The 19996-nt window shown below is 46.2% G+C and carries 18 protein-coding genes and 1 tRNA gene; 11 read left to right on the top strand and 8 right to left on the bottom strand.

Annotated elements, in window-relative coordinates; all coding sequences use genetic code 11:
* The gene (gene gluQRS / locus CL55_RS02655; RefSeq protein WP_046329745.1) at window positions 1–954 is read left to right on the top strand and encodes a tRNA glutamyl-Q(34) synthetase GluQRS; all 954 of its coding nucleotides are present in this window, start codon (window positions 1–3) and stop codon (window positions 952–954) included.
* Here the strand turns inward: gluQRS and CL55_RS02650 are convergent.
* From CL55_RS02650 to CL55_RS02640, 3 genes are all read right to left on the bottom strand, one after another.
* Window positions 941–2359 carry a DEAD/DEAH box helicase gene (locus CL55_RS02650; RefSeq protein WP_046329744.1) on the bottom strand — a complete coding sequence of 473 codons (1419 nt, stop codon included), beginning with the start codon at window positions 2357–2359 and terminating at the stop codon, window positions 941–943. The genes gluQRS and CL55_RS02650 overlap by 14 nt on opposite strands.
* A 6-nt stretch (window positions 2360–2365) precedes the next feature.
* Window positions 2366–2770, bottom strand: a complete 405-nt coding sequence (locus CL55_RS02645; RefSeq protein WP_205621327.1) for a GlcG/HbpS family heme-binding protein — start codon at window positions 2768–2770, stop codon at window positions 2366–2368.
* Between the two features lie 129 nt (window positions 2771–2899).
* Window positions 2900–4084 (bottom strand): pyridoxal-phosphate-dependent aminotransferase family protein, encoded by a 1185-nt coding sequence (locus tag CL55_RS02640; protein ID WP_046329742.1) that lies wholly within the window; start codon window positions 4082–4084, stop codon window positions 2900–2902.
* A gap of 181 nt (window positions 4085–4265) precedes the next feature.
* On the opposite strand from CL55_RS02640, the gene CL55_RS02635 reads away from it, so the two are divergent.
* Window positions 4266–4949: a GntR family transcriptional regulator gene (locus tag CL55_RS02635; protein ID WP_046329741.1), complete on the top strand. Its 684-nt coding sequence runs from the start codon at window positions 4266–4268 to the stop codon at window positions 4947–4949.
* On the top strand, window positions 4946–8023 hold the full coding sequence (locus CL55_RS02630; protein WP_046329740.1) for an FAD-binding and (Fe-S)-binding domain-containing protein: 3078 nt from the start codon (window positions 4946–4948) through the stop codon (window positions 8021–8023). The genes CL55_RS02635 and CL55_RS02630 overlap by 4 nt, the downstream gene beginning before the upstream one ends.
* Before the next feature lie 19 nt (window positions 8024–8042).
* On the opposite strand, the gene CL55_RS02625 is transcribed toward CL55_RS02630, so the two are convergent.
* From CL55_RS02625 to queG, 3 genes are read right to left on the bottom strand one after another with little or no spacing between them, the layout of a single operon-like run.
* Window positions 8043–8384, bottom strand: coding sequence for an AzlD domain-containing protein (locus CL55_RS02625; protein ID WP_046329739.1), 342 nt, complete (start codon window positions 8382–8384; stop codon window positions 8043–8045).
* Complete coding sequence (locus CL55_RS02620) at window positions 8384–9169, bottom strand: AzlC family ABC transporter permease (protein WP_046329738.1); 786 nt, start codon at window positions 9167–9169, stop codon at window positions 8384–8386. The genes CL55_RS02625 and CL55_RS02620 overlap by 1 nt, the downstream gene beginning before the upstream one ends.
* Before the next feature lie 42 nt (window positions 9170–9211).
* On the bottom strand, window positions 9212–10306 hold the full coding sequence (gene queG / locus CL55_RS02615) for a tRNA epoxyqueuosine(34) reductase QueG (RefSeq protein ID WP_046329737.1): 1095 nt from the start codon (window positions 10304–10306) through the stop codon (window positions 9212–9214).
* Between the two features lie 43 nt (window positions 10307–10349).
* On the opposite strand from queG, the gene tsaE reads away from it, so the two are divergent.
* From tsaE to CL55_RS02595, 4 genes are all read left to right on the top strand, one after another.
* Window positions 10350–10862 (top strand): tRNA (adenosine(37)-N6)-threonylcarbamoyltransferase complex ATPase subunit type 1 TsaE, encoded by a 513-nt coding sequence (gene tsaE, locus CL55_RS02610; RefSeq protein ID WP_046329736.1) that lies wholly within the window; start codon window positions 10350–10352, stop codon window positions 10860–10862.
* A 2-nt stretch (window positions 10863–10864) separates the two neighbouring features.
* Window positions 10865–12202 (top strand): N-acetylmuramoyl-L-alanine amidase, encoded by a 1338-nt coding sequence (locus CL55_RS02605; RefSeq protein ID WP_046329735.1) that lies wholly within the window; start codon window positions 10865–10867, stop codon window positions 12200–12202.
* Window positions 12203–12288: 86 nt separating this feature from the next.
* A tRNA-Lys gene (locus CL55_RS02600) sits at window positions 12289–12364 on the top strand.
* 63 nt (window positions 12365–12427) lie between these two features.
* Window positions 12428–13834 (top strand): DUF2252 domain-containing protein, encoded by a 1407-nt coding sequence (locus tag CL55_RS02595; protein WP_046329734.1) that lies wholly within the window; start codon window positions 12428–12430, stop codon window positions 13832–13834.
* An 80-nt stretch (window positions 13835–13914) separates the two neighbouring features.
* On the opposite strand, the gene CL55_RS02590 is transcribed toward CL55_RS02595, so the two are convergent.
* Window positions 13915–14340, bottom strand: coding sequence for a PAS domain-containing protein (locus CL55_RS02590; RefSeq protein WP_046329733.1), 426 nt, complete (start codon window positions 14338–14340; stop codon window positions 13915–13917).
* A gap of 239 nt (window positions 14341–14579) precedes the next feature.
* Here CL55_RS02590 and CL55_RS02585 point away from each other — a divergent pair, with 239 nt between their 5' ends.
* Window positions 14580–16007: a glycine betaine ABC transporter substrate-binding protein gene (locus tag CL55_RS02585; protein WP_237150526.1), complete on the top strand. Its 1428-nt coding sequence runs from the start codon at window positions 14580–14582 to the stop codon at window positions 16005–16007.
* A gap of 35 nt (window positions 16008–16042) precedes the next feature.
* Here CL55_RS02585 and CL55_RS02580 read toward each other — a convergent pair whose 3' ends face one another.
* Window positions 16043–16429: a VOC family protein gene (locus CL55_RS02580; RefSeq protein ID WP_046329731.1), complete on the bottom strand. Its 387-nt coding sequence runs from the start codon at window positions 16427–16429 to the stop codon at window positions 16043–16045.
* Window positions 16430–16778: 349 nt separating this feature from the next.
* On the opposite strand from CL55_RS02580, the gene CL55_RS10445 reads away from it, so the two are divergent.
* The 3 genes from CL55_RS10445 to egtD are packed head-to-tail and all read left to right on the top strand — an operon-like array spanning window position 16779 to window position 19987.
* Window positions 16779–17939, top strand: a complete 1161-nt coding sequence (locus tag CL55_RS10445) for an SUMF1/EgtB/PvdO family nonheme iron enzyme (protein WP_052728733.1) — start codon at window positions 16779–16781, stop codon at window positions 17937–17939.
* A 59-nt stretch (window positions 17940–17998) separates the two neighbouring features.
* Window positions 17999–19045 carry a selenide, water dikinase SelD gene (selD, locus tag CL55_RS02570; protein WP_046329730.1) on the top strand — a complete coding sequence of 349 codons (1047 nt, stop codon included), beginning with the start codon at window positions 17999–18001 and terminating at the stop codon, window positions 19043–19045.
* Between the two features lie 12 nt (window positions 19046–19057).
* The gene (gene egtD / locus CL55_RS02565) at window positions 19058–19987 is read left to right on the top strand and encodes an L-histidine N(alpha)-methyltransferase (RefSeq protein WP_046329729.1); all 930 of its coding nucleotides are present in this window, start codon (window positions 19058–19060) and stop codon (window positions 19985–19987) included.
* Window positions 19988–19996 lie beyond the last annotated feature (9 nt).

Genomic DNA, 19996 nt, shown 5'->3' with positions numbered 1-19996 from the left:
GTGCCGAACTTCAAAAACCCCTCACCCCCAGCCGACGGCTATCGCGGGCGATTTGCCCCCTCGCCCACTGGCCCGTTACACGCGGGATCGCTCGTTGCTGCCCTAGGGAGCTGGTTAGATGCCCGTAAAAATCATGGAAAATGGCTACTCAGAATGGAGGATTTAGACGCTCCCCGTTGTATTCCGGGGGCAGATCAAGAAATCCTGCGCCAATTGCTTGCTTGCGGCCTCTCTTGGGACGAGGAGCCAACCTGGCAATCCAAGCACCAAGAGCGCTATAAACAGGCCTTGGAGCGCTTAAATCAGCTCCAAATCATCTATCCCTGCACCTGCTCTCGACAAGCCATTGCAAACGCCCTAGAAGCTCGTGGCGTAACGACTCCCCGCAATCAGGAGATGGTCTACCCCGGAACCTGTCGCCCTCATCAAATTGGCACATACGATGAGGTGGAAAGACCATCAACCGAAGTCGCTTGGCGACTTGCCCTACCACCAGAGATCACCATGCATTTTGAAGATCTGGCCCTGAGCAAGCAAACTCAAGATCTCAATCGAGATGTAGGAGATTTTGTGTTGCGGCGCCGGGATGGCATATTTACTTATCAACTGGCCGTCGTGGTGGATGATGCCGAGCAAGGAATTACGCATATCGTGCGCGGGGCAGATTTACTAGACAACACCGCACGACAAATTTATCTGCAGCGGGTCTTGGAGTATGAAACTCCGAGCTACCTGCATCTACCTTTAGTGCTTGATGAGCATGGCGAGAAACTCAGTAAGCAAACTCTGGCAAGCGCCATTCATATTGAGAATGCGCAGCAGGCTTTACAAGAATTACGTAAAGCTGGAATGCATTTAGGACTGAGAGATCTTCCAGATGGGAAGGAAACTTCGATTGCTGAGTGGCTTTTGGCAGCCACCCAGGCTTGGGACAGAAAAATTACTTTTTCTTAAAGCCGCCAAGTAAAGCGCCGACTGCTGGTTTTGCTGGAATGATGCCGACTTTTTTCTCAGTAGGATTAACAGCCTCTGATGCTGGCTTGACTACAGCAGTAGGCTCATAAGGCTTATAGAAAAATGGATCTGACATTTTTGCTGGTGCATCTGATCTCGACGAATTTCTGCTGGGTGCGGGGCGTGAGCTGCCCTCAGGCAATGGCTGAATATCCAACTTGCGCTTCATCAACTTTTCAATATCGTCGAGTAAACGTTTTTCACTGGCATCAACCAATGCAATTGCATCGCCCTTACTACCAGCGCGACCTGTACGGCCAATACGGTGTATAAAATCTTCAGCATTAAATGGCAACTCGTGATTAATCACGCAAGGCATCGATGGAATATCCAGACCGCGAGCGGCTACATCGGTTGCAACTAAGGCCTCGATCGCTCCAGACTTAAAGGCATCTAAAGTGAGAGTGCGCTCACCCTGACTCTTATCACCATGAATCGCGCCAGCCTTGATACCATCACGCTCCAATGAGCGAGCTAGCCTTGCACAACCTAAACGACTGTTGGTAAAGATGATGCACTGACGAGATAGGCCTTGACGAGTACGCGCTTCAAGTACTTTCACAATTGCCTGTTGCTTATCAGCACTAGCCACCATATGAACTACTTGCTTAACAGTATCTGCCGCGGCATTTTGGCGCGCCACTTCAACAGTCACCGGCGTACGCAAATAACTTTGTGCCAACTTTTTAATCTCTGGTGAAAACGTCGCTGAGAACAAGAGAGTTTGGCGCTGAGCTGGAATCAAATCAATGATGCGCTGTAAGTCAGGCAAGAAGCCCATATCGAGCATGCGATCGGCTTCGTCTAGCACCAGAATTTCTACTTGAGACAGGTTGGCTACTTTAGAGCCTATGTGATCCAGCAAGCGTCCCGGAGTAGCAATCAAAATCTCTACACCACCACGCAGTATGGCCACCTGCTCTTTCATATCCACGCCACCGTAAACCACGGCAGCACGCAAATCGGTGTGCTTGGAATAACTCGCTGCGTTCTCAGCAACCTGAACCGCTAGCTCGCGTGTTGGCGTTAATACTAAAGCACGGATCGGATGGCGAGCAGGCGAAGCACTGCTACTTGCATGACGCAGAATCTTTTGAATGATGGGCAGTACAAAAGCAGCCGTTTTACCGGTACCCGTTTGCGCCGCGCCCATCAAATCGCTTCCCGCCAAAACGTGCGGAATGGCTTGCGCTTGAATCGGAGTTGGAGTGTTGTAACCCTGCTCAGATACCGCTTTTTGAATCTTTGGATCTAAGCCAAAGTCAGCAAAGGTAATTGTTGCTGGGGTGGCGCCACTCTTAGTGGCGCCGGTAGAGGAATTTATTTCAGGAACAGTATTTATCAAGGTAACTTACAGAATGGCTGCAATGCCGGCCTTTGCGGTTTCGGCATCCTCAGTCGATTTAACGCCGGAAACGCCGACTGCGCCGATGGTAAACCCGTTTACCTCGATATTGACGCCGCCTTCCAACATCCCCGAAATATGTGGGGCAGATAAAAAGGAAGTGCGGCCATTATTAATAATCTCTTCGTATACACGACTCTCGCGCTTACCCATGGCAGCAGTACGCGCTTTTTCTTGAGCGATATAAGCGGAGACAGGAGCGCATGTATCACGACGGATCAAACCTAAGAGATGACCACCGTCGTCACAGACAGCAATCGTCACAGCCCAGTTATTGGCTGCAGCGTGCTTGTCAGCTGCATCCAAAATCTTTTGAACATCAGCCTGGGTTAAATACGGTTTAGTTGCCAACATGTGAAGTCTCTCTGTCTCGAATGTGTTTTATTTGATGAAACTGCTATCTTTATAAGTACTTGAATTATAAGGGGTGTAAGCCAGTTGATTCACTAGCCGACACCCCATTTACACCCAACTTACTGATTATTTTAGAAATTCTTGGGCAGCAACAACACCGCTTGCCTTGGGCTTATAGCCTATCGCACCCAAACTCATCTCTACCCCGCTCAGCGCAGCCATCAGGCTAAGCTCATTGCAATCGCCTAAATGACCAATACGGAAGGCCTTGCCTTTGATTTTTCCAAGACCTGTACCTAGGGATAAATTGAACTTCTCCAGGGCATGCTTACGCAAAACATCTGCATTCATACCTTCTGGAGTAGCAATACAAGTAAGTACTGGCGAGTAGCAATCTTTATCTTGGCACTGGATTTCTAGACCCCATGCATTGACTGCTTCACGACAAGCTGCCGCCAAACGTTGATGACGGGCGAAGATAGTATCTAAACCTTCCGTCGTCATCATGTCAATTGCTTCATGCAAGCCATACATTAAATTAGTGCTTGGAGTGGTTGGCCAATAACCTGTTTTATTGGACTCTAAAATTTCATCCCAGGCCCAATAAGACTTTGGCATCTTATTGGTTTTGCTGACTTCAATTGCTTTAGCCGACAGCGCATTAAAACCAATACCTGGAGGCAGCATTAAACCTTTTTGCGATCCAGACACAGTCACGTCAACGCCCCATTTGTCATGCTCATAGTCCGCAGAGCCTAAGCCAGAAACGGTATCAACCAATAACAAGGCCGGATGCTTCAGTGAGTCAATCGCCTTGCGAACTGCCGCAATATTCGAAGTAACCCCAGTAGAGGTTTCGTTATGAACTACACAAACTGCTTTGATTTCATGTCCGGTATCTTTGCGTAAACGCTCTTCAATTACTGATGCATCCACACCCCAACGCCAAGTATCTTGACCAGGCTTACCCACTACCTCAACATTTAAACCGAGACGCTTACCTAAGGCAACCCACAAGTTAGCGAACTGACCAGTTTCATAAAAGAGCACCTTGTCGCCGGGATTGAGAACATTTACCAATGCACCTTCCCATGAGCCGGTTCCAGAGGCAGAGTAAACAATGACTGGTTGCTCGGTCTTAAAAATCTTTTTAATACCTTCCAAAACCTTAAGACCAAATTCCCCGAATTCAGGACCGCGATGGTCGATGGTTTGATAGCTAATCGCTCTCAGGATCCGCGAAGGTACTGGGCTTGGACCGGGGATATGTAAGAAATGACGCCCCGAGAGGTGGTTATCTAGTTTTAGCATGCTGAGTCTCGCTTGGTTTTTGTAGTTAATCTTGGAGCTCAGTGTAAGTCACTTTTGGGCAATTTACAATTTTTGTATGCAAAATAATTATCAAATAATCAAAAAAATAAGCTATTTACAGCATAATTTATGCTTCTAGATGCGTTATAGTAATTATGTATACAAATTTAAGGCATTTCAAATGATGCTCACAACACCAGCAAATACACAAAACCTGCATGAAGCGATCTTTCTTAAGCTCAGGGCTTTATTGGTAGAGGGCGCCATTGCGCCGGGAAGCAAGTTGAATGAACGTGAGCTAGCAGAGCAGCTCAACGTCTCTCGCACTCCTATCCGCGAGGCGATTCGACGCTTGGCCGCTGATGGACTGGTTGAGTTAATTGCTAACCGTGGTGCCATTGCCGTTCAACTGAGCAGAGACGACATCATTCACACCTTTGATGTGATTGCCAATTTAGAAGGCTTCTCTGGAGAGCTAGCAGCACAAAATATTAGTGATCAAACACTAATTGAACTTGAAGCACTCCAATATGAAATGATGGCCTCGTATGCCCGCAGAGATTTATCAAGCTACTATCGACTCAATCTCAAAATTCACCAAGCTATTAATCACGCAGCGAACAATCCTGTCCTTAGCCAACTATTTAGCCAAGTCAATGCTCGCATTGAAGCGCTCCGCTTTCGCTCTAATCAGAATGGCGTCAAATGGGAAAAAGCCGTTGAGGAACATCAAGAAATGTTGGACGCATTAAAGGCTCGCGATAGCGTGCGGATGCGTAAGGTCATGATGCAGCATGTAATGAATAAACGTGAAGTCGTGATTCAATTAATTGACTCAGAATCTCAAGAGAAGGTTGCAGCATGAACAAGCCAGTTGATTTGCCATTGCCAGAATTCGTTGCCAATAAGGCAGAGTTAGCCAAGCGCCTCAGTCAAGAAACCTCTGGTGAAGTGATGACGGACATAGCCAGTCGCGGCCGCTATGCAACCGATGCATCAATCTATCAAGCCATGCCTGTTGCGGTTTTTATTCCCAAAACAGCTGAAGACATTGCGACAGCGATTCAGATTGCAGCTGACCTCGGTATTCCAGTTCTGCCTCGTGGTGGAGGCACTAGTCAGTGTGGGCAGACTACCGGCACATCACTTGTCATCGATAACACCAAATACTTTCGCAAACTCCTGCATGCAGATCCAATCAAGGCCACAGCCATTGTTGAGCCGGGCATTGTGCTAGATCACCTCAATGCTGCACTTAAGCCACACGGCCTTTGGTACCCAGTAGATGTTTCTACTGGAGGACAAGCAACCATTGGCGGCATGGCAGGTAATAACTCTTGCGGCAGTCGATCAATTGCTTATGGCAACATGGTGCATAACGTTTTAGGTATTGATGCCTGGCTGGCAAATGGGCAGGTGGCTAGCTTTGGAAATTATGCCCACAGTTCTGGCGCTGCAAAACAATTGGGCGACTTTGTTAAAGGGCTTGCCAATACATTGCAACCTGAGATCGAGGCGCACTTCCCCAAAGTCTTGCGTCGTGTCGCTGGCTATAACCTAGATGTATTCCATCCACAAAGCGAGCTTCCCTACACCCAAGACGGTAGTGTTAACTTAGCTCACTTACTAGTAGGCAGTGAAGGCACATTAGCGTATTTCAAATCACTTGAGCTGAAGTTAGCGCCATTACCGCAACACAAAGTACTTGGAGTAGTGAACTTTGCAAGCTTCTTCAAGGCAATGGATAGCGCGCAACATATCGTCAAGCTTGGGCCTACCGCTGTTGAGTTAGTTGATCGCACCATGATTGACTTGGCGCGCCACAATCCTAGCTTTAAGAAAACTATTGAGACCGCACTGATTGATGCTAGCGCTCAAACGCCTGAGGCTATCTTATTAGTAGAGTTTTCGGGGGAGGCACATGCACCCTTACTTGAAAAAATAAAATCTTTGCAAAGCTTAATGGGTGATCTTGGTCTTCCAGGCTCTGTAGTTGCGATGCCCGATGCTAGTTTGCAAAAAAATCTCTGGGAAGTGCGTAAGGCTGGCCTGAACATCATGATGAGTCTAAAAGGTGATGGTAAGCCAGTGAGCTTTATTGAGGATTGCGCAGTTCCACTAGAGAGTCTTGCTGAATATACCCAAGCACTCACAGATGTATTTTCAAAATACGGTTCACGTGGCACTTGGTATGCACATGCTTCCGTCGGCACCCTCCATGTTCGCCCTATTTTAGATATGCGTCGTGATGGCGCACAAAAGATGCGTGCAGTTGCCGAAGAGGCGTCTGCCCTAGTTCGCAAATACAAAGGAGCGTATAGCGGTGAGCACGGTGATGGACTGTGCCGTGGTGAATGGATCTCCTGGCAATTTGGCCCAAAGATTACGCAAGCCCTCGCTGAAATCAAACATGCTTTTGATCCAAAGGGATTATTTAATCCCGGCAAGATCGTCAACCCGCCAAAGATGGATGATGCGAGTAACTTCCGCTTCCCACCGAGCTATAAAGTGATTCCGCTGCAACCAGCCTTAGATTGGTCTGCCTGGAATGTACAGAATAATCCCGTTACTGAAGAGACCAGTGCACCAGGCACCGGCGGCGATCCTGCGATGGGCTTCGCTAAAGCAGTAGAGATGTGTAATAACAATGGTCATTGCCGTAAGTTTGATGCGGAAGTGATGTGCCCAAGCTATCGCGTTACCCGTGATGAAAAGCACCTCACCCGTGGCCGCGCCAATACATTACGCCTAGCTCTCTCAAATCAACTGGATATTAAAGACGAGAGTTCACCGCTTGGTAGCGACGCCATTAAAGAAGTGATGGAACTTTGCGTCAGCTGTAAAGCTTGCCGCCGTGAATGCCCTACCGGCGTTGATATGGCGAAGATGAAGATTGAGTTTTTATCTGCCTACAAGAAGCGAACTGGTCATACGATGCGTGACCTCGCTGTTGCCTATTTACCAAAATACGCCCCTATCATCAGCAGCATTCCGGGGCTTCCGGCCTTACTCAATCTACGCAACCACCTTACACCTATAGCTAAGTTACAAGAATTGATTATGGGTATTTCTGCACAAAGAAGTCTGCCAATCTGGAAAGCAAAGACCTTCTGGAATAATCAGAGCGCTATTGCATCCTATCAATTTACTCCCGCAGAACTGAGCAAAGTAGATGCAAATGGTAATAAGGGAGTGGTGTTGTTAGCCGATACCTTCAATGCCTATTTTGAGGATGAGAACTTACGTGCGGCCCTACAAGTTTTACAAGCGGCTGGATATCGTGTTCACATTCCTCAAAAGACTAAAGCTTCAAGCGACAGCACCAATACCTGCTCTAAAGAATTTTGCTGTGGTCGCACATACCTAGCAGCAGGTATGGTCGATAAAGCCAAAGCAAGCCTAGATGAATTAGTCAACCATCTAGCTCCTTTTGCAGAAAAAGATATTCCTATTATCGGCCTAGAGCCTTCCTGTCTTTTCACCTTAAAGGACGAAGCATTAGTGATGGGCTTTGGTGAGCGCGCAGTTACTGTTAGTAAGCATGCGCAGCTCTTAGAAGAATTTTTAGCAAGTGAGGCCAAAGTAGGCAAACTCAAACTGTCATTGAAAACGGCAACGCGCCCGGTGTTATTTCATGGCCATTGCCATCAAAAAGCATTTGCTGCTGTCACGCCTGCAATGGAACTTCTGAAACTCATTCCGAATGCAGAGCCTAAACTAATTGAGTCCTCCTGTTGCGGTATGGCTGGTAGCTTTGGTTACGAAGCAGAGCACATTGAAGTATCCAAACAAATGGCAGAAGCCAGCCTCTTACCCGCGATTCGTAAAGCACCAGATAGTTGGGTAGTCGCAGATGGCACCAGCTGTCGCCACCAGATTGCCGATGGCACCCAAAGAGACGCTGTACATATTGCCAAGATCTTGGCAGCCCATCTCTAAAACAGGATATCAATACCAGCTAACGAATAAGGCCGTACGCTAGCATTAGTAAAGTTCCAGTCAATAAGGCTGGAACTAGACGGTGTGTTGGTTTTGAAACCATCACACCAATACTTAAGGCGCAAATCAGCAATCGAATCCATACGGGTACGGTTGAGAGAAGGCCAATCGGCATGAGAACCATTCTGACAACAAGGGCCGCTACCATCGCATAAGTAACCGCAGAAAGATAGCGAAAGATTTCGCTCTCTTGATTAATTCTTTTGGCGAGCAAAACACCAATGGCACGACAAATATAGGTTCCGATGGTAGCGCCTGCTAAGGCAATCCACAAACCCCAACCTTGGAGTCCAGCATTCATCAACTGATCACCCCTGCCCTTTTGCGCAGCACTTTGCGATCAAATACATAAGCGATCGTTCCTCCTACTAGACCAGTGGTCAGCAAACTGGTGTCGCGATCTAAGAGAAAGAAAAAGGGGCCCAATATAAAACCCAAGCCAATGGCGATTCGGTTAATCCAAGGCTTCACCTCGGCAAAGGTCAGCAAAAAGAATAATGGGTTAATGAAAACGAGGCCAAGCGTGACGTACGGCGGCACGACGCCTGCCAATAAATAACCGAGGATAGTGCCCGGAATAGAAATAATCCAGCACAGTAAACCAAGACCGATGAAGTAACTCGAGCGGTGCTTCGCTTCAATCGTCTGAAACTCACGCATGGAAATAGCCCAAGCAGTCATCGCTAGAAGATGAACCGAGGCATAAAGCCCACGATTACGATCTTTTTCATGAAATTGTGGAAAGAGCGTCACCGTCATCGTGATGAAACGCGAAGAAGTTAAAGTCACTGCGAGGGCAATAGCAATAACTGATGATCCGGTAATTGCCATCTCGAGCAACACTACTTGTCCAGGTAATGCGAACATAAAGAAGCTAGTGGCAGTGGTAAACCAAGCATCCATACCGCTAGTTTTACCCATCGCACCAAAACCCACCATGCCAGCAAAGAGCACCATGGCAGGTGCACCAGCCGCATCCCGAATCCCTGCCCAAAAAGCCTCACTGCGATTTTTATAGCGCTGCACCACTGAAGCTTCTAGCTTGATTTCACTGGGGTCTATAAAAGGTTGATCAGCTGATGACATGCTTTGATTGTAAGAGTTACTCCGTACTTTGCCAAAAAATACTTAGCAACTCAGCGCCCAGTTGATGTGCTCAGCTACCAAGGCATCTGCCAAAGGCAAGGCGCCCTGCAAAGCCTGCCGCAGAAGATCTTTATCTGATTCGGGCAGATCATTAGCTGCTAAAGCATTCCCCATAGCCACTGCTAAGTTTCTGCGCCACCTGGAGTAGCCAATACGACGAATAGCACTACCCTCATGGCGTTTCTCAAATTCATCCTCAGTCCAAGACCAGAGTTGCAAAAGACTTGCCTTCCCGAGGCCATGGCGTTCAGCAAAATCTGGCAAGGCTGTGCGTTGAGCAAATTTATTCCAAGGGCAGATCAATTGGCAGTCATCGCATCCGTAAACACGATTACCCATCGCTTTACGAAACTCTGTCGGAATGGCATCTGGATTTTCAATCGTCAAATACGAAATACAGCGTCTCGCATCCAATTGGTAAGGCGCAGTAATGGCTTGTGTGGGACAAATATCTATACAAGACTGGCAAGTTCCGCAATGCGACTCCTGCTCTTGATCTACAGGCAACGGAACATCAATGAGGATCTCACCCAAAAAGAATGTTGATCCAGATTCACGATTGAGCAACAAGGTATGTTTGCCTCTCCAACCCAAACCTGCCTTACGAGCTAACTCTACTTCCATCAAGGGTGCAGAATCAGTAAACACACGATAGCCAAATGCTCCGATCCGTTCTTCAATCAGTTGAGCAAACTCTTGCAAACGATTGCGCATCACCTTGTGATAATCACGCCCACGGGCATACATCGATACCACTGCTTGAGCAGAATCCTTTAATCTATCCCATTCATGGTGAAAGTCGATTGCGGGAGATAGGTAATTCATGGTGACGCAAATGACTCTCACCGTACCCGGAACTAAGAGGGTTGGATCCGAGCGTAATTGAGCATGCTTGGCCATGTACTCCATCTGACCGTGCCGCCCTTGTGCGAGCCAATCATTCAGACGCTCAGTTGCAACACCAAGATGGGTATCAGTAATGCACAAATCATCAAAACCTAATTTTCGAGACTGCTCACCCAGCCATTCACGCAGATTAGCCTGATCAACAGAGTTAGGTATTTGAGAAGAAGTCATTAGGAATACAGAATGTAGCTTAATAATTGAATAAACTAGGCAAATGGCTCAGATTTCATTTACTCAACATTGTAGGCAAGAAGCAGATACAGCCGCTTTAGCGCAAAAGCTTGCCTCTAGTCTTAGCCATCTTTTTCAAGCCAATCAAAGCGCTCACCTCAATATCTTCCTAAAGGGCGATCTTGGGGCTGGCAAGACCACCTTTGCCCGCCATCTCATTCAAGGCTTGGGATATGAGGGTCGAGTGAAGAGTCCAACCTATACCTTATGTGAACCCTATCCGCTAATAATCCACAGCAAGACTCTAGCGATGAACCACTTTGACCTCTATCGCATGCGAGATCCTTTGGAGTGGCAAGAGGCTGGCTTTGCAGAATATTTTGATGAGCCCGGATTCTGTTTAGTGGAGTGGTCAGAAAAAGCTGAGGGCACGCTTCCTACTTTTGATATTGAAATTCATCTGAGGGCTGGTGCCGATGAAAATGAAAGAAATATCATCTTCCAAGCAAGTTCAAGTCAAGGAATGACTGTTCTCGACAAGATGAATACCTCATAGCAATGAGTAAGCCTCTCATGAATTCCTCCAGAAGAAAGCATCTCAAAACTTCAGCAAAGATGCTGGGCTTTATTCTCTTCTTCAGTGAAGCAGAGATTGCTTGGGGGGCCAAGATCTTGGGTGTACGCATTTGGCCCGCAGAAGATTACACACGTATTACTCTTGAATCGGATAAAGCGCTTCCCATTACCCAACAACTACTTACCAATCCAGATCGTTTGGTAGTTGATGTTCAAGGTATGGAACTCAATTCCACCCTGAAAGATTTAGTAGCTAAAGTCAAACCTAATGACCCTTACGTTTCACAAATCCGGGTGGGGCAATTTCAACCAGGTATGGTCCGCTTAGTATTTGACCTAAAAGAGCCCGTTAAGCCACAACTCTTTACGCTAGAGCCGATTGCGGAATACCAATATCGTATGGTGCTAGATCTTTACCCAACTATCCCACCAGATCCACTGATGGAGCTGGTCAAGAGCAGCGCCCGCAAAGAGAGTGCTCTAGAAAAAGCCAATGAAGAAATTGACTTGATTGCGCAGTTCGCAACTAAGAAAGAAAAAGAGGCTCCGAGGGCGCCAGTGGCCCAAGCCATTCCAGACGTCAAAGAGTCTTCCATCAAAACCAAACATAAGCGCCTTATCACTATTGCAATTGATGCAGGCCATGGCGGAGAAGATCCAGGTGCGATTGGCGCCATGGGCTCTAAAGAAAAACATGTAGTGCTCTCAATTGCTAAGCGCTTACGCGACAAAATTGAGAACGATCCGTATATGCGTCCATTTCTCACACGAGATGGGGATTACTTTGTACCCTTGCATACCCGAGTACAAAAGGCACGCCGCGTTGAAGCGGATTTATTTATCTCGATTCACGCAGATGCTTTTATAGAGCCTAGGGCCAAAGGTGCCTCTGTTTTTGCACTCTCACAAATGGGTGCCAGTAGTACGACGGCACGCTGGATGGCCAATAAAGAAAATTCATCAGATTTAATCGGTGGCATCAATATTAAGACGCAAGACAAGCAGGTAGCTAATCTATTGCTAGATATGTCTACCACTGCCCAGATCAAAGACTCGCTTCAAGTGGGCACCTCCATCCTCAAGCAAATCAGCGGATTTGCCACGTTACACAAACCCAAAGTTGAGCAAGCCAGCTTTGCCGTTCTAAGGGCTCCAGATATTCCATCCATCTTGGTGGAGACAGCCTTCATCAGCAATCCCCAAGAAGAGGCTCGTCTCAATGATGATGCCTACCAAGACCGAATTGCTGAAGCAATTATGAGGGGAATTAAGGACTATTTCTCTAAAAACCCTCCCGTTACCAGACGCGCAAACGCATAGCACTCTTGTAATTACAAGGGGCAGAGGGCAAACCCAGCAAACCCAGGTAAGCCAAACCAAGTTCTTGCTATAATTTCCGTTTTACTGGGTCGGTAGCTCAGTCGGTAGAGCAGCGGACTTTTAATCCGTTGGTCGCGAGTTCGAATCTCGCCCGACCCACCAAGCATTACTAAGCCTCGCTCTGCGGGGCTTTTTACTGCCCAAAGTCTATGAGATCATAGAACCATGTCCAGCAAACTCTATGCATCATTTCTTAAAAAGAATCCAAGCCCTCAAGAGCGGCTTAGTTTAGGAAAATCGATTCGCAAAGAGGTTGATCGTTCCTCACTTGGTCAATTTACTGAAGTGAGCAAGCGCCAAGGACCAATTGAGATTCTGCTTGCTCAAGCTAAAACCCGAATTCCTGAATACGTTCCAATTCGCCATGCTCGAATGGCCGCTGATCCCTTTGCGTTTTTTAGAGGTGGGGCAGCAACTATGGCGCATGACTTAGCCAAACTCCCGAGCCCCTCCATTCAAGTTCAATTATGCGGAGATATGCACGTTAGTAACTTTGGGTTCTTTTCGACAACTGAACACCAATTAGTTTTTGGAATTAATGATTTTGATGAAACGCTTCCCGGAAATTTTGACTGGGATTTAAAGCGGCTGACAGCGAGTGCGATGATTGCCTCGAAGTTACTTGGCCAAGATCAAGCTTATGGAGAGGATATTGTGAGAAATATCTCCAGAACATATAGAAATTATCTTCATCAATATGCCTCTATGCCCTACATTGATCTCAAACGTTCGTATATAGATGAAAAATCATTGACAAGTGTCGCCGCAAAAAATGCAAATGCTGCAAGCCAAAAGTATTTAAAGGGCTTATTAGATAAAGCTCGGAAAAATAGTGGCCATGGCATGCTTGGAAAACTGACAGAGCTAAGTAGCGAGGGAATTCGGCTCATCAATAATCCTCCGCTCATAGAGCATCCCGAATTTTCGCCTCATGGAATAAGAATTACCGTGCTCAACGACGAAGGTTTAAATTCCTATATTCAATCTTTAGCGTCAGATAGAAGACATTTGTTGGAGCGCTACAAATGGATTGATTGGGCAAGAAAGGTTGTTGGGGTTGGCAGCGTAGGCACTGCTTGCTGGGTAATGTACTTCGAGGGGCTCGACGCAAATGACCCACTTTTCCTCCAAACGAAACAGGCGCAAAAGTCGGTTCTGGCTTCCTTTTTTCCAGATACGCAATTTAAGTCGGAAGGAGAACGCGTTGTTGATGGGCAATGCTTAATACAAGGCGCTCCAGACCTCTTTCTTGGCTTTGGAAAAACAGCAGAATCCGATTTTTATGTAAGGCAACTGCGCGACATGAAGGGTGGAATTTCAGTTGGAGGAGACGGCATCAACACCAAAGTATTTCCTGATTTTGCAAAACTCTTTGGATGGGCACTAGCTAACGCCCATGCTCGATCAGGAGATCCTGCGGTTCTTGCCGGCTACTGCGGAAAAAGCGAAGCCGTAGATGATGCTCTCGTCAAATTCTCGATTGCTTACAGCAAACAAAATGAGACTGACTATGCCACATTTTTAAAGGCAATTAAATCGGGCAAAGTCTCTTGTGCTACAGATAATTTCTAAGATCTAGCTACTAAAGAAAAATTTCATGTTTCTACTCAGAGTTTGATGCTGGGATTACAAGCATGAACTTTGTGAAAAGATCAATCACTGCTCTCATAAGCTGCTAGCTTTGCCTTTAATTGGCGCTCCTCTTGAAACCGCTCCGTTTCATCTCGAATGATTGCCGCTATTGCAATAGCTTGCTTTTGCTCATCGAATAACATACTTACTGAGAATGCAATTGAAATAGAGCGTCCATCTTTATGGACTGCAGGGACCCTCAATAAAGTATGTCCATACTTAGTTTGCCCAGTCTGAATGGTATGAAAGTAGCCTTTCGAGTGACGCTCTCTAAAGCGCTCAGGCGTAATGATGCTGAGTGTTTTTCCCAGGGCTTCATCTGGAGTAAATCCAAAGATCCGCTCGGCAGATGCATTCCAGAATAAGATATTTTCATCCCGGTCAGAAATAATGACCGCCTCACCCAGTTGTGACACTAGCGCTTTGAAATCTAAGTCGACTGACATATAAATAGTCTTTGCTATTAAGTTGAATCAATATCAATGTAACAGTAAACGCCACCCTAAAGTGGCATAACTCAAAACTAGCCTATCAGGCAAGATAAGCCAAAGGCTTTTATGATGGGATCTTGCATTATTAACGAGGTCAATCTCACTTGTATTTCAGTAAATATATTTTTCCTATGTGGATGAAGCTCAGCTTATGTATCGGAGTAGCCCTCAGCTGCTCCGTAATGGCGCAGCCTATGGAAAAAAATACTGTAGTTGGCTCAAAGCGTTTTACAGAAAGCTACGTACTCGGGGAACTGGTCAATCAAACATTACGTGATGCTGGCGTTCAATCCATCCATCGGCAAGGCCTAGGCAATACTGCGATTGTCATTCAAGCACTGACAACGGGTCAGATTGATGTTTACCCAGAGTACACCGGCACCATTCTGCGAGAAATTCTAAAGCGCTCAGAAACCCAGTCATCACTGAGTGAGCTCAATCTTTGGCTTAAACCTAAAGGTTTAAAAGTAGCGATACCACTTGGGTTCAATAACACCTATGCACTTGCCATGAGGGCAGAGCAAGCGAAAGCCTTGGGTGTGAAGCGTATTAGTGATGTTGCAAACCTCAGCACTGAGCAGCAAGCCACTTTGCGAATTGCCCTATCTCCAGAATTTAAGACTCGGGCGGATGGTTGGTCTGCGCTGGTTAAAAATTACCGCTTAACAATGAAGCTAGGGAAAGTGCTAGAACATGGCTTAGCCTATGATGCTCTGGCGCGTGGCGATGTGGATATTGTGGATGCCTACTCTACCGATGCTGCAATTGCGCAAAAGAATCTGGTTCTATTAGAAGACGATAGGAAGTCTTTTCCACGCTACGATGCCATCCTGTTGATGCGTTCTGATTTTGATGAAAAGTCTTTACAAAGCTTAGAGGGAAAATTAGACGAATTTACCATGGCCAAGCTCAATGGACTAGCTGAGTCAGGCCTTAGCTTTGAAAAAGTGGCGAATGTATTTTTAAACACTAGCGCCAATGATCAACAGAGTCCTACCCAGCTCTCCCGGTTTTTTAAGCTACTGTTTGGTCCAGATTTTTTTACTGCTCTGCGTGATCATGTTCTGCTGGTACTGATCTCCTCAACGATGGCCCTTCTCGTCGGAATTCCTCTGGGCATTCTGGCATATCGACGACCCCGATATGCAGCTTGGATTTTAGGGGCTACTGGTATTTTGCAAACCATACCTTCACTTGCACTCCTTACGATATTGATTGCCCTACTAGATCAAATAGGTGCTGTACCGGCAGTGTTAGCTTTATTTCTCTATGGTCTACTACCCATTGTGAATGCAACCCATATTAGCTTGGTGGAGGTTCCATCTAATCTAAAAGAAGCGGCGCTGGCTCTTGGATGCAATGAATGGCAATTACTATTGTCTATCGAGCTTCCGTTTGCTCGGCCCGTCATCATGACGGGTTTGGCATCGGCAACCGTGATTGGAGTTGGTACCTGCACCCTAGCAGCGCTAGTAGGTGCCGGTGGATTTGGTGATCGCATAGTAGCTGGGCTGGCCGTAAACGACCACGCGTTGATGCTTGCTGGAGCCATCCCAGCCGCTATGCTAGCTCTGCTAGCTCAAATAATTCTGACGCCAAAACACAAATCAAAAAATATCTAGTATTTGATTTACTTCGGCCTTATTTGAGCCTTGTTTCAGACTTCTTTCGGAGGTCTATGCATTGCACAAATCTTATTGCCAGCGGGATCTCTTAACCACGCTATATAAATAGTTCCAGCGACACCATCGCGGTAGCCAGGATCGCCCTCACACAATGTCCCACCATGCGCAATACCAATTGCATGAAAGGCATCTACATCTGCTATGGATTTAGCAGCAAAGCCAATCGTTCCGCCATTGGCATGAGTAGCTTCCTTGCCATCAATAGGCTTAGTGATGGCAAAAACGCCACCAGGGCCACGATAATAATATCTATCATTACCGAAGCTGCCAGGCTTAACTCCCAATGCCCCTAAAGCAGCATCATAAAAATCTCTAGAGACTTCTAAATCGTTTGCACCTAACATAATGTGACTGAACATAATTTTCCTTATTTAAATACATATACTAAAAATGGCTACGGTTGGACAGACCTAATAGACTGAAAAGAAATGATGTGTCAGGTATTAGCGTAAATTGGCTTTTATGAGACTCATGACATCATCATAAAATTGCTGCAACCTTCTTTTAATCTGGAATAAAGAGCACACGGAGTTTATCTTTGACGAGTCTAAAAAAAATTAATTAGGAATGTTCTGCAAACTAATAACTTACCTATATAGCGATAATACGTACTAGTGCGATATTTGCAGTATCTTTGCGAAAACCCCTCTATTTTGATGCCGAAGTGAATTGCTTGCCACCCCCTGAAGATTTGCCTGAAAATACCGTATGTCTGAATTCTTGAGCAACGATTACCTTCTTTATCCTCCGTACCCACCTGCGTCAACCTTGGCTCAGTGGCTAGAGGAAAGCAATGGCATTACCCGTCAAATTTTCAGCAGTATTTCGATAGCAGATCAGGTAGTTCCTCAGATCAATATCCTCAATCCCCCGCTTTGGGAATTGGGTCACCTAACTTGGTTTCATGAATTCTGGGTTCATCGCGATGGCCAAGAGAGTAAGCCATCATTCATGAAGAACGCAGATTACTTATTTAATTCTTCAGAGATGGCACATCAAGATCGTTGGTCCACGCCAATGCCATCCTTAGATAGCGTGCTGGAATACAACCACAGCGTCATTGAAAGCATCCAAGAGTTACTGCGCGCTACAATTGACAATAAAGTTGCTTACTTTATCCAGCTAGCGATCTTGCATCAGGATATGCACAATGAGGCTTTTGCCTATATGTGGCAGACCATGGGACGCCCTATCCCTTTTGCTCCTTTTAGTCCCTTCACCAAAGAGAGCGAGCTGGAGACCAATTCGCAAACTTGGATTCATTTTCCAAAATCCACGATACAAGCTGGTTCCGAGCAGGGCTCCGGCTTTATTTTTGATAATGAAAAGTGGGCTCATTCTATTGACCTACCCGCATTTGATATTGCCAGTACACCCGTCACCAATGGCGACTATCTAGAGTTTCTAGAATCGCCAGGTAATCTTGCCCAGTCCAGTCCTGTGGCGCCACCATTCCATTGGAAAAAAGAAGGGGATGTTTGGTTAGAGCGAATTTTTAATCAATGGCTACCCCTCAATCACGCAGCAGCTGTTCGTCACATCAGCTATTTAGATGCTCAGCGTTTTTGTGAGCGCAATCAAGTACGCCTGCCTAACGAACATGAGCTTAGCCTACTCATGTCTCAAAAACAGGGAGCTTGGCAATCATCTAACTTATGGGAATGGACTAGCAGCACTTTTGTACCCTTCCCAGGATTTAGTGCCGACCCCTATGTCGACTATTCACAGCCCTGGTTTGATGGCAACTATCAGGTGCTGAAGGGTGGCAGCTCGTTTACCCCTGATCGCTTGAGGAGAGTGGCATTTCGTAACTTTTATCAAGGTCAGAGAAGCGATCATTTTTGCGGCTTTCGTACGTGTTTACTCTAAATTGAGTAAGCTCATGATGTTTCGGTAATCCCTACCTTTAATTTACATTTTGAATCTTTATGACTACACCTTATAACGGCCGCCTTACTTCTTTATCTCATGGTGGAGGTTGTGGCTGCAAGATTGCACCCGGCGTCTTGAGTGACATCCTCAAGGCATCCCCGATGCGCAATCTGCCTGCTGCTTTGTTAGCGGGTTCTGATAACAACGAAGATGCTGCTGTTTATCAGATTAATGAAAACCAGGCGATTGTTGCTACGACGGACTTCTTTATGCCAATCGTAGATGATCCATTTGAGTTTGGCCGCATTGCTGCCACCAATGCAATTTCTGACATTTATGCAATGGGTGCTCAACCCCTGTTTGCACTAGCCCTACTGGGCATGCCAATTCAAGTATTACCTTTAGAAGTGATCCAGCAAGTGACTGCTGGCGGCGAATCTGTCTGTAATGATGCGGGCATCATGATTGCTGGTGGGCACTCGATTGATACGGTAGAGCCAATTTATGGGCTCGTCGCGATTGGTATAGTCGACCCTAAAAAATTGAAACGTAACAGCGGTGCTCAAGCAGGCGATAGCATCATCCTCAGTAAGCCCTTGGGCGTAGGTATTCTCTCTGCAGCATTGAAGAAAGAAGTTCTCTCTGATGCAGGCTATAAAGAGATGATTGCCCTCACTACAAAGCTGAACAAGCCTGGTGTTGCACTCTCCCAACTAAATGGCGTACATGCCTTAACTGATGTCACGGGCTTTGGCTTGGCAGGGCATTTACTAGAGATGGCGCGAGGCTCTAATTTAATGGCCCAAATCGACTGGGATGCTATTCCAGTTGTGCAGGAAGCAATTGAGCACGTCAAAGCGGATATCTTTACTGGTGCATCTACGCGCAATTGGGCTGGCTACGGCAAAGAAATTCAGCTCGCGAGCAACCTAGAGCTATGGCAACAAAATGTGCTTACCGATCCACAAACCAGCGGTGGTTTACTCATTGCTTGCGCACCAGAGCAAGAGGCTGAAGTCCTTTCAATTCTCAATGCAGGCGGCTTTGCTAGTGCTCAGAAAATCGGTCAGTTCGTAGCGGGCAAGGGCTTGTCTGTTACCTAAAGAATTGAACCAATGAAAAATAGTTTGACTGAAGAGTTGCTGGTCAGCCTTAGCGCTGATAAGCCATCGATATCGCCAAAGTTTTTTTACGATGATGTCGGCTCACATCTTTTTGATGTGATTACACTGCTCGATGAATACTATCCAACTCGCACAGAGAAATGGATCATGAATGCCTATCGGCGTGAGATTGCTGATGCTGTAACTCATTGCGACATTTTAGTAGATCTAGGTGCCGGTAATTGTGCCAAAGGAAGTCAACTTTTCACTAGTATTAAGCCAAAACAATATAGAGCGCTCGATATTTCAAAAGAATATTTAGAGGCTGCCGTTGCTGATCTACAAAAGCAGTTCCCTCAAATTGAGATGTCAGCTCATGCCATCGATCTGAGCTTGCCGCTAACGTTTCCTGAACTTCAAGCACTTCGGAAAGTATTTTTCTACCCAGGTTCCTCAATCGGCAACTTTGATCCAGAAAAAGCAGATCAGTTTTTTATAAATCTTACTCAGGAGTGCTACGGGAATGGCGGACTTTTAATTGGAGTTGATCTTGTTAAAGATACACAAACCCTAAACCTAGCCTACAACGACCCTTTGGGAGTCACTGCCGCATTTAATTTGAATGCCTTGCTAAACGTCAATCGACTGATTGGCAGCAACTTTAAACTTCAGGATTGGGAGCACTATGCTTTTTACAACACCTCTCAGTCCCGTATTGAGATGCATCTGCGAGCACGATCTGATGTGCAGGTGACTCTGCCGGGCAATGGAAGTCAAGATCATGTTATTTCCTTTAGTGCAGGCGATTTAATCCATACTGAAAATAGCTACAAATACACCCAGGAACATTTTGTAGAAAAGCTTGGTCGCGCTGGATTCACCAAGATCCAATGCTGGACTGATCCAAATAAGCACTTCCTAGTTTGTTTTGCAAACGCCTAATAGATACTT

Source organism: Polynucleobacter duraquae (genome assembly GCF_000973625.1).
Classification (GTDB): domain Bacteria; phylum Pseudomonadota; class Gammaproteobacteria; order Burkholderiales; family Burkholderiaceae; genus Polynucleobacter; species Polynucleobacter duraquae.
Note: the sequence above shows the minus strand (reverse complement) of the source record. Positions and strands in the feature narration are given on the sequence as shown.

Coding starts and splice junctions, on each gene's coding strand:
- CL55_RS02640 (WP_046329742.1), bottom strand. CDS start 4,084: ATGCTAAAACTAGATAACCACCTCTCGGGGCGTCATTTCTTACATATC.
- CL55_RS02635 (WP_046329741.1), top strand. CDS start 4,266: ATGATGCTCACAACACCAGCAAATACACAAAACCTGCATGAAGCGATC.
- CL55_RS02630 (WP_046329740.1), top strand. CDS start 4,946: ATGAACAAGCCAGTTGATTTGCCATTGCCAGAATTCGTTGCCAATAAG.
- CL55_RS02625 (WP_046329739.1), bottom strand. CDS start 8,384: ATGAATGCTGGACTCCAAGGTTGGGGTTTGTGGATTGCCTTAGCAGGC.
- CL55_RS02620 (WP_046329738.1), bottom strand. CDS start 9,169: ATGTCATCAGCTGATCAACCTTTTATAGACCCCAGTGAAATCAAGCTA.
- queG (WP_046329737.1), bottom strand. CDS start 10,306: ATGACTTCTTCTCAAATACCTAACTCTGTTGATCAGGCTAATCTGCGT.
- tsaE (WP_046329736.1), top strand. CDS start 10,350: ATGGCTCAGATTTCATTTACTCAACATTGTAGGCAAGAAGCAGATACA.
- CL55_RS02605 (WP_046329735.1), top strand. CDS start 10,865: ATGAGTAAGCCTCTCATGAATTCCTCCAGAAGAAAGCATCTCAAAACT.
- CL55_RS02595 (WP_046329734.1), top strand. CDS start 12,428: ATGTCCAGCAAACTCTATGCATCATTTCTTAAAAAGAATCCAAGCCCT.
- CL55_RS02590 (WP_046329733.1), bottom strand. CDS start 14,340: ATGTCAGTCGACTTAGATTTCAAAGCGCTAGTGTCACAACTGGGTGAG.
- CL55_RS02585 (WP_237150526.1), top strand. CDS start 14,580: ATGGAAAAAAATACTGTAGTTGGCTCAAAGCGTTTTACAGAAAGCTAC.
- CL55_RS02580 (WP_046329731.1), bottom strand. CDS start 16,429: ATGTTCAGTCACATTATGTTAGGTGCAAACGATTTAGAAGTCTCTAGA.
- CL55_RS10445 (WP_052728733.1), top strand. CDS start 16,779: ATGTCTGAATTCTTGAGCAACGATTACCTTCTTTATCCTCCGTACCCA.
- selD (WP_046329730.1), top strand. CDS start 17,999: ATGACTACACCTTATAACGGCCGCCTTACTTCTTTATCTCATGGTGGA.
- egtD (WP_046329729.1), top strand. CDS start 19,058: ATGAAAAATAGTTTGACTGAAGAGTTGCTGGTCAGCCTTAGCGCTGAT.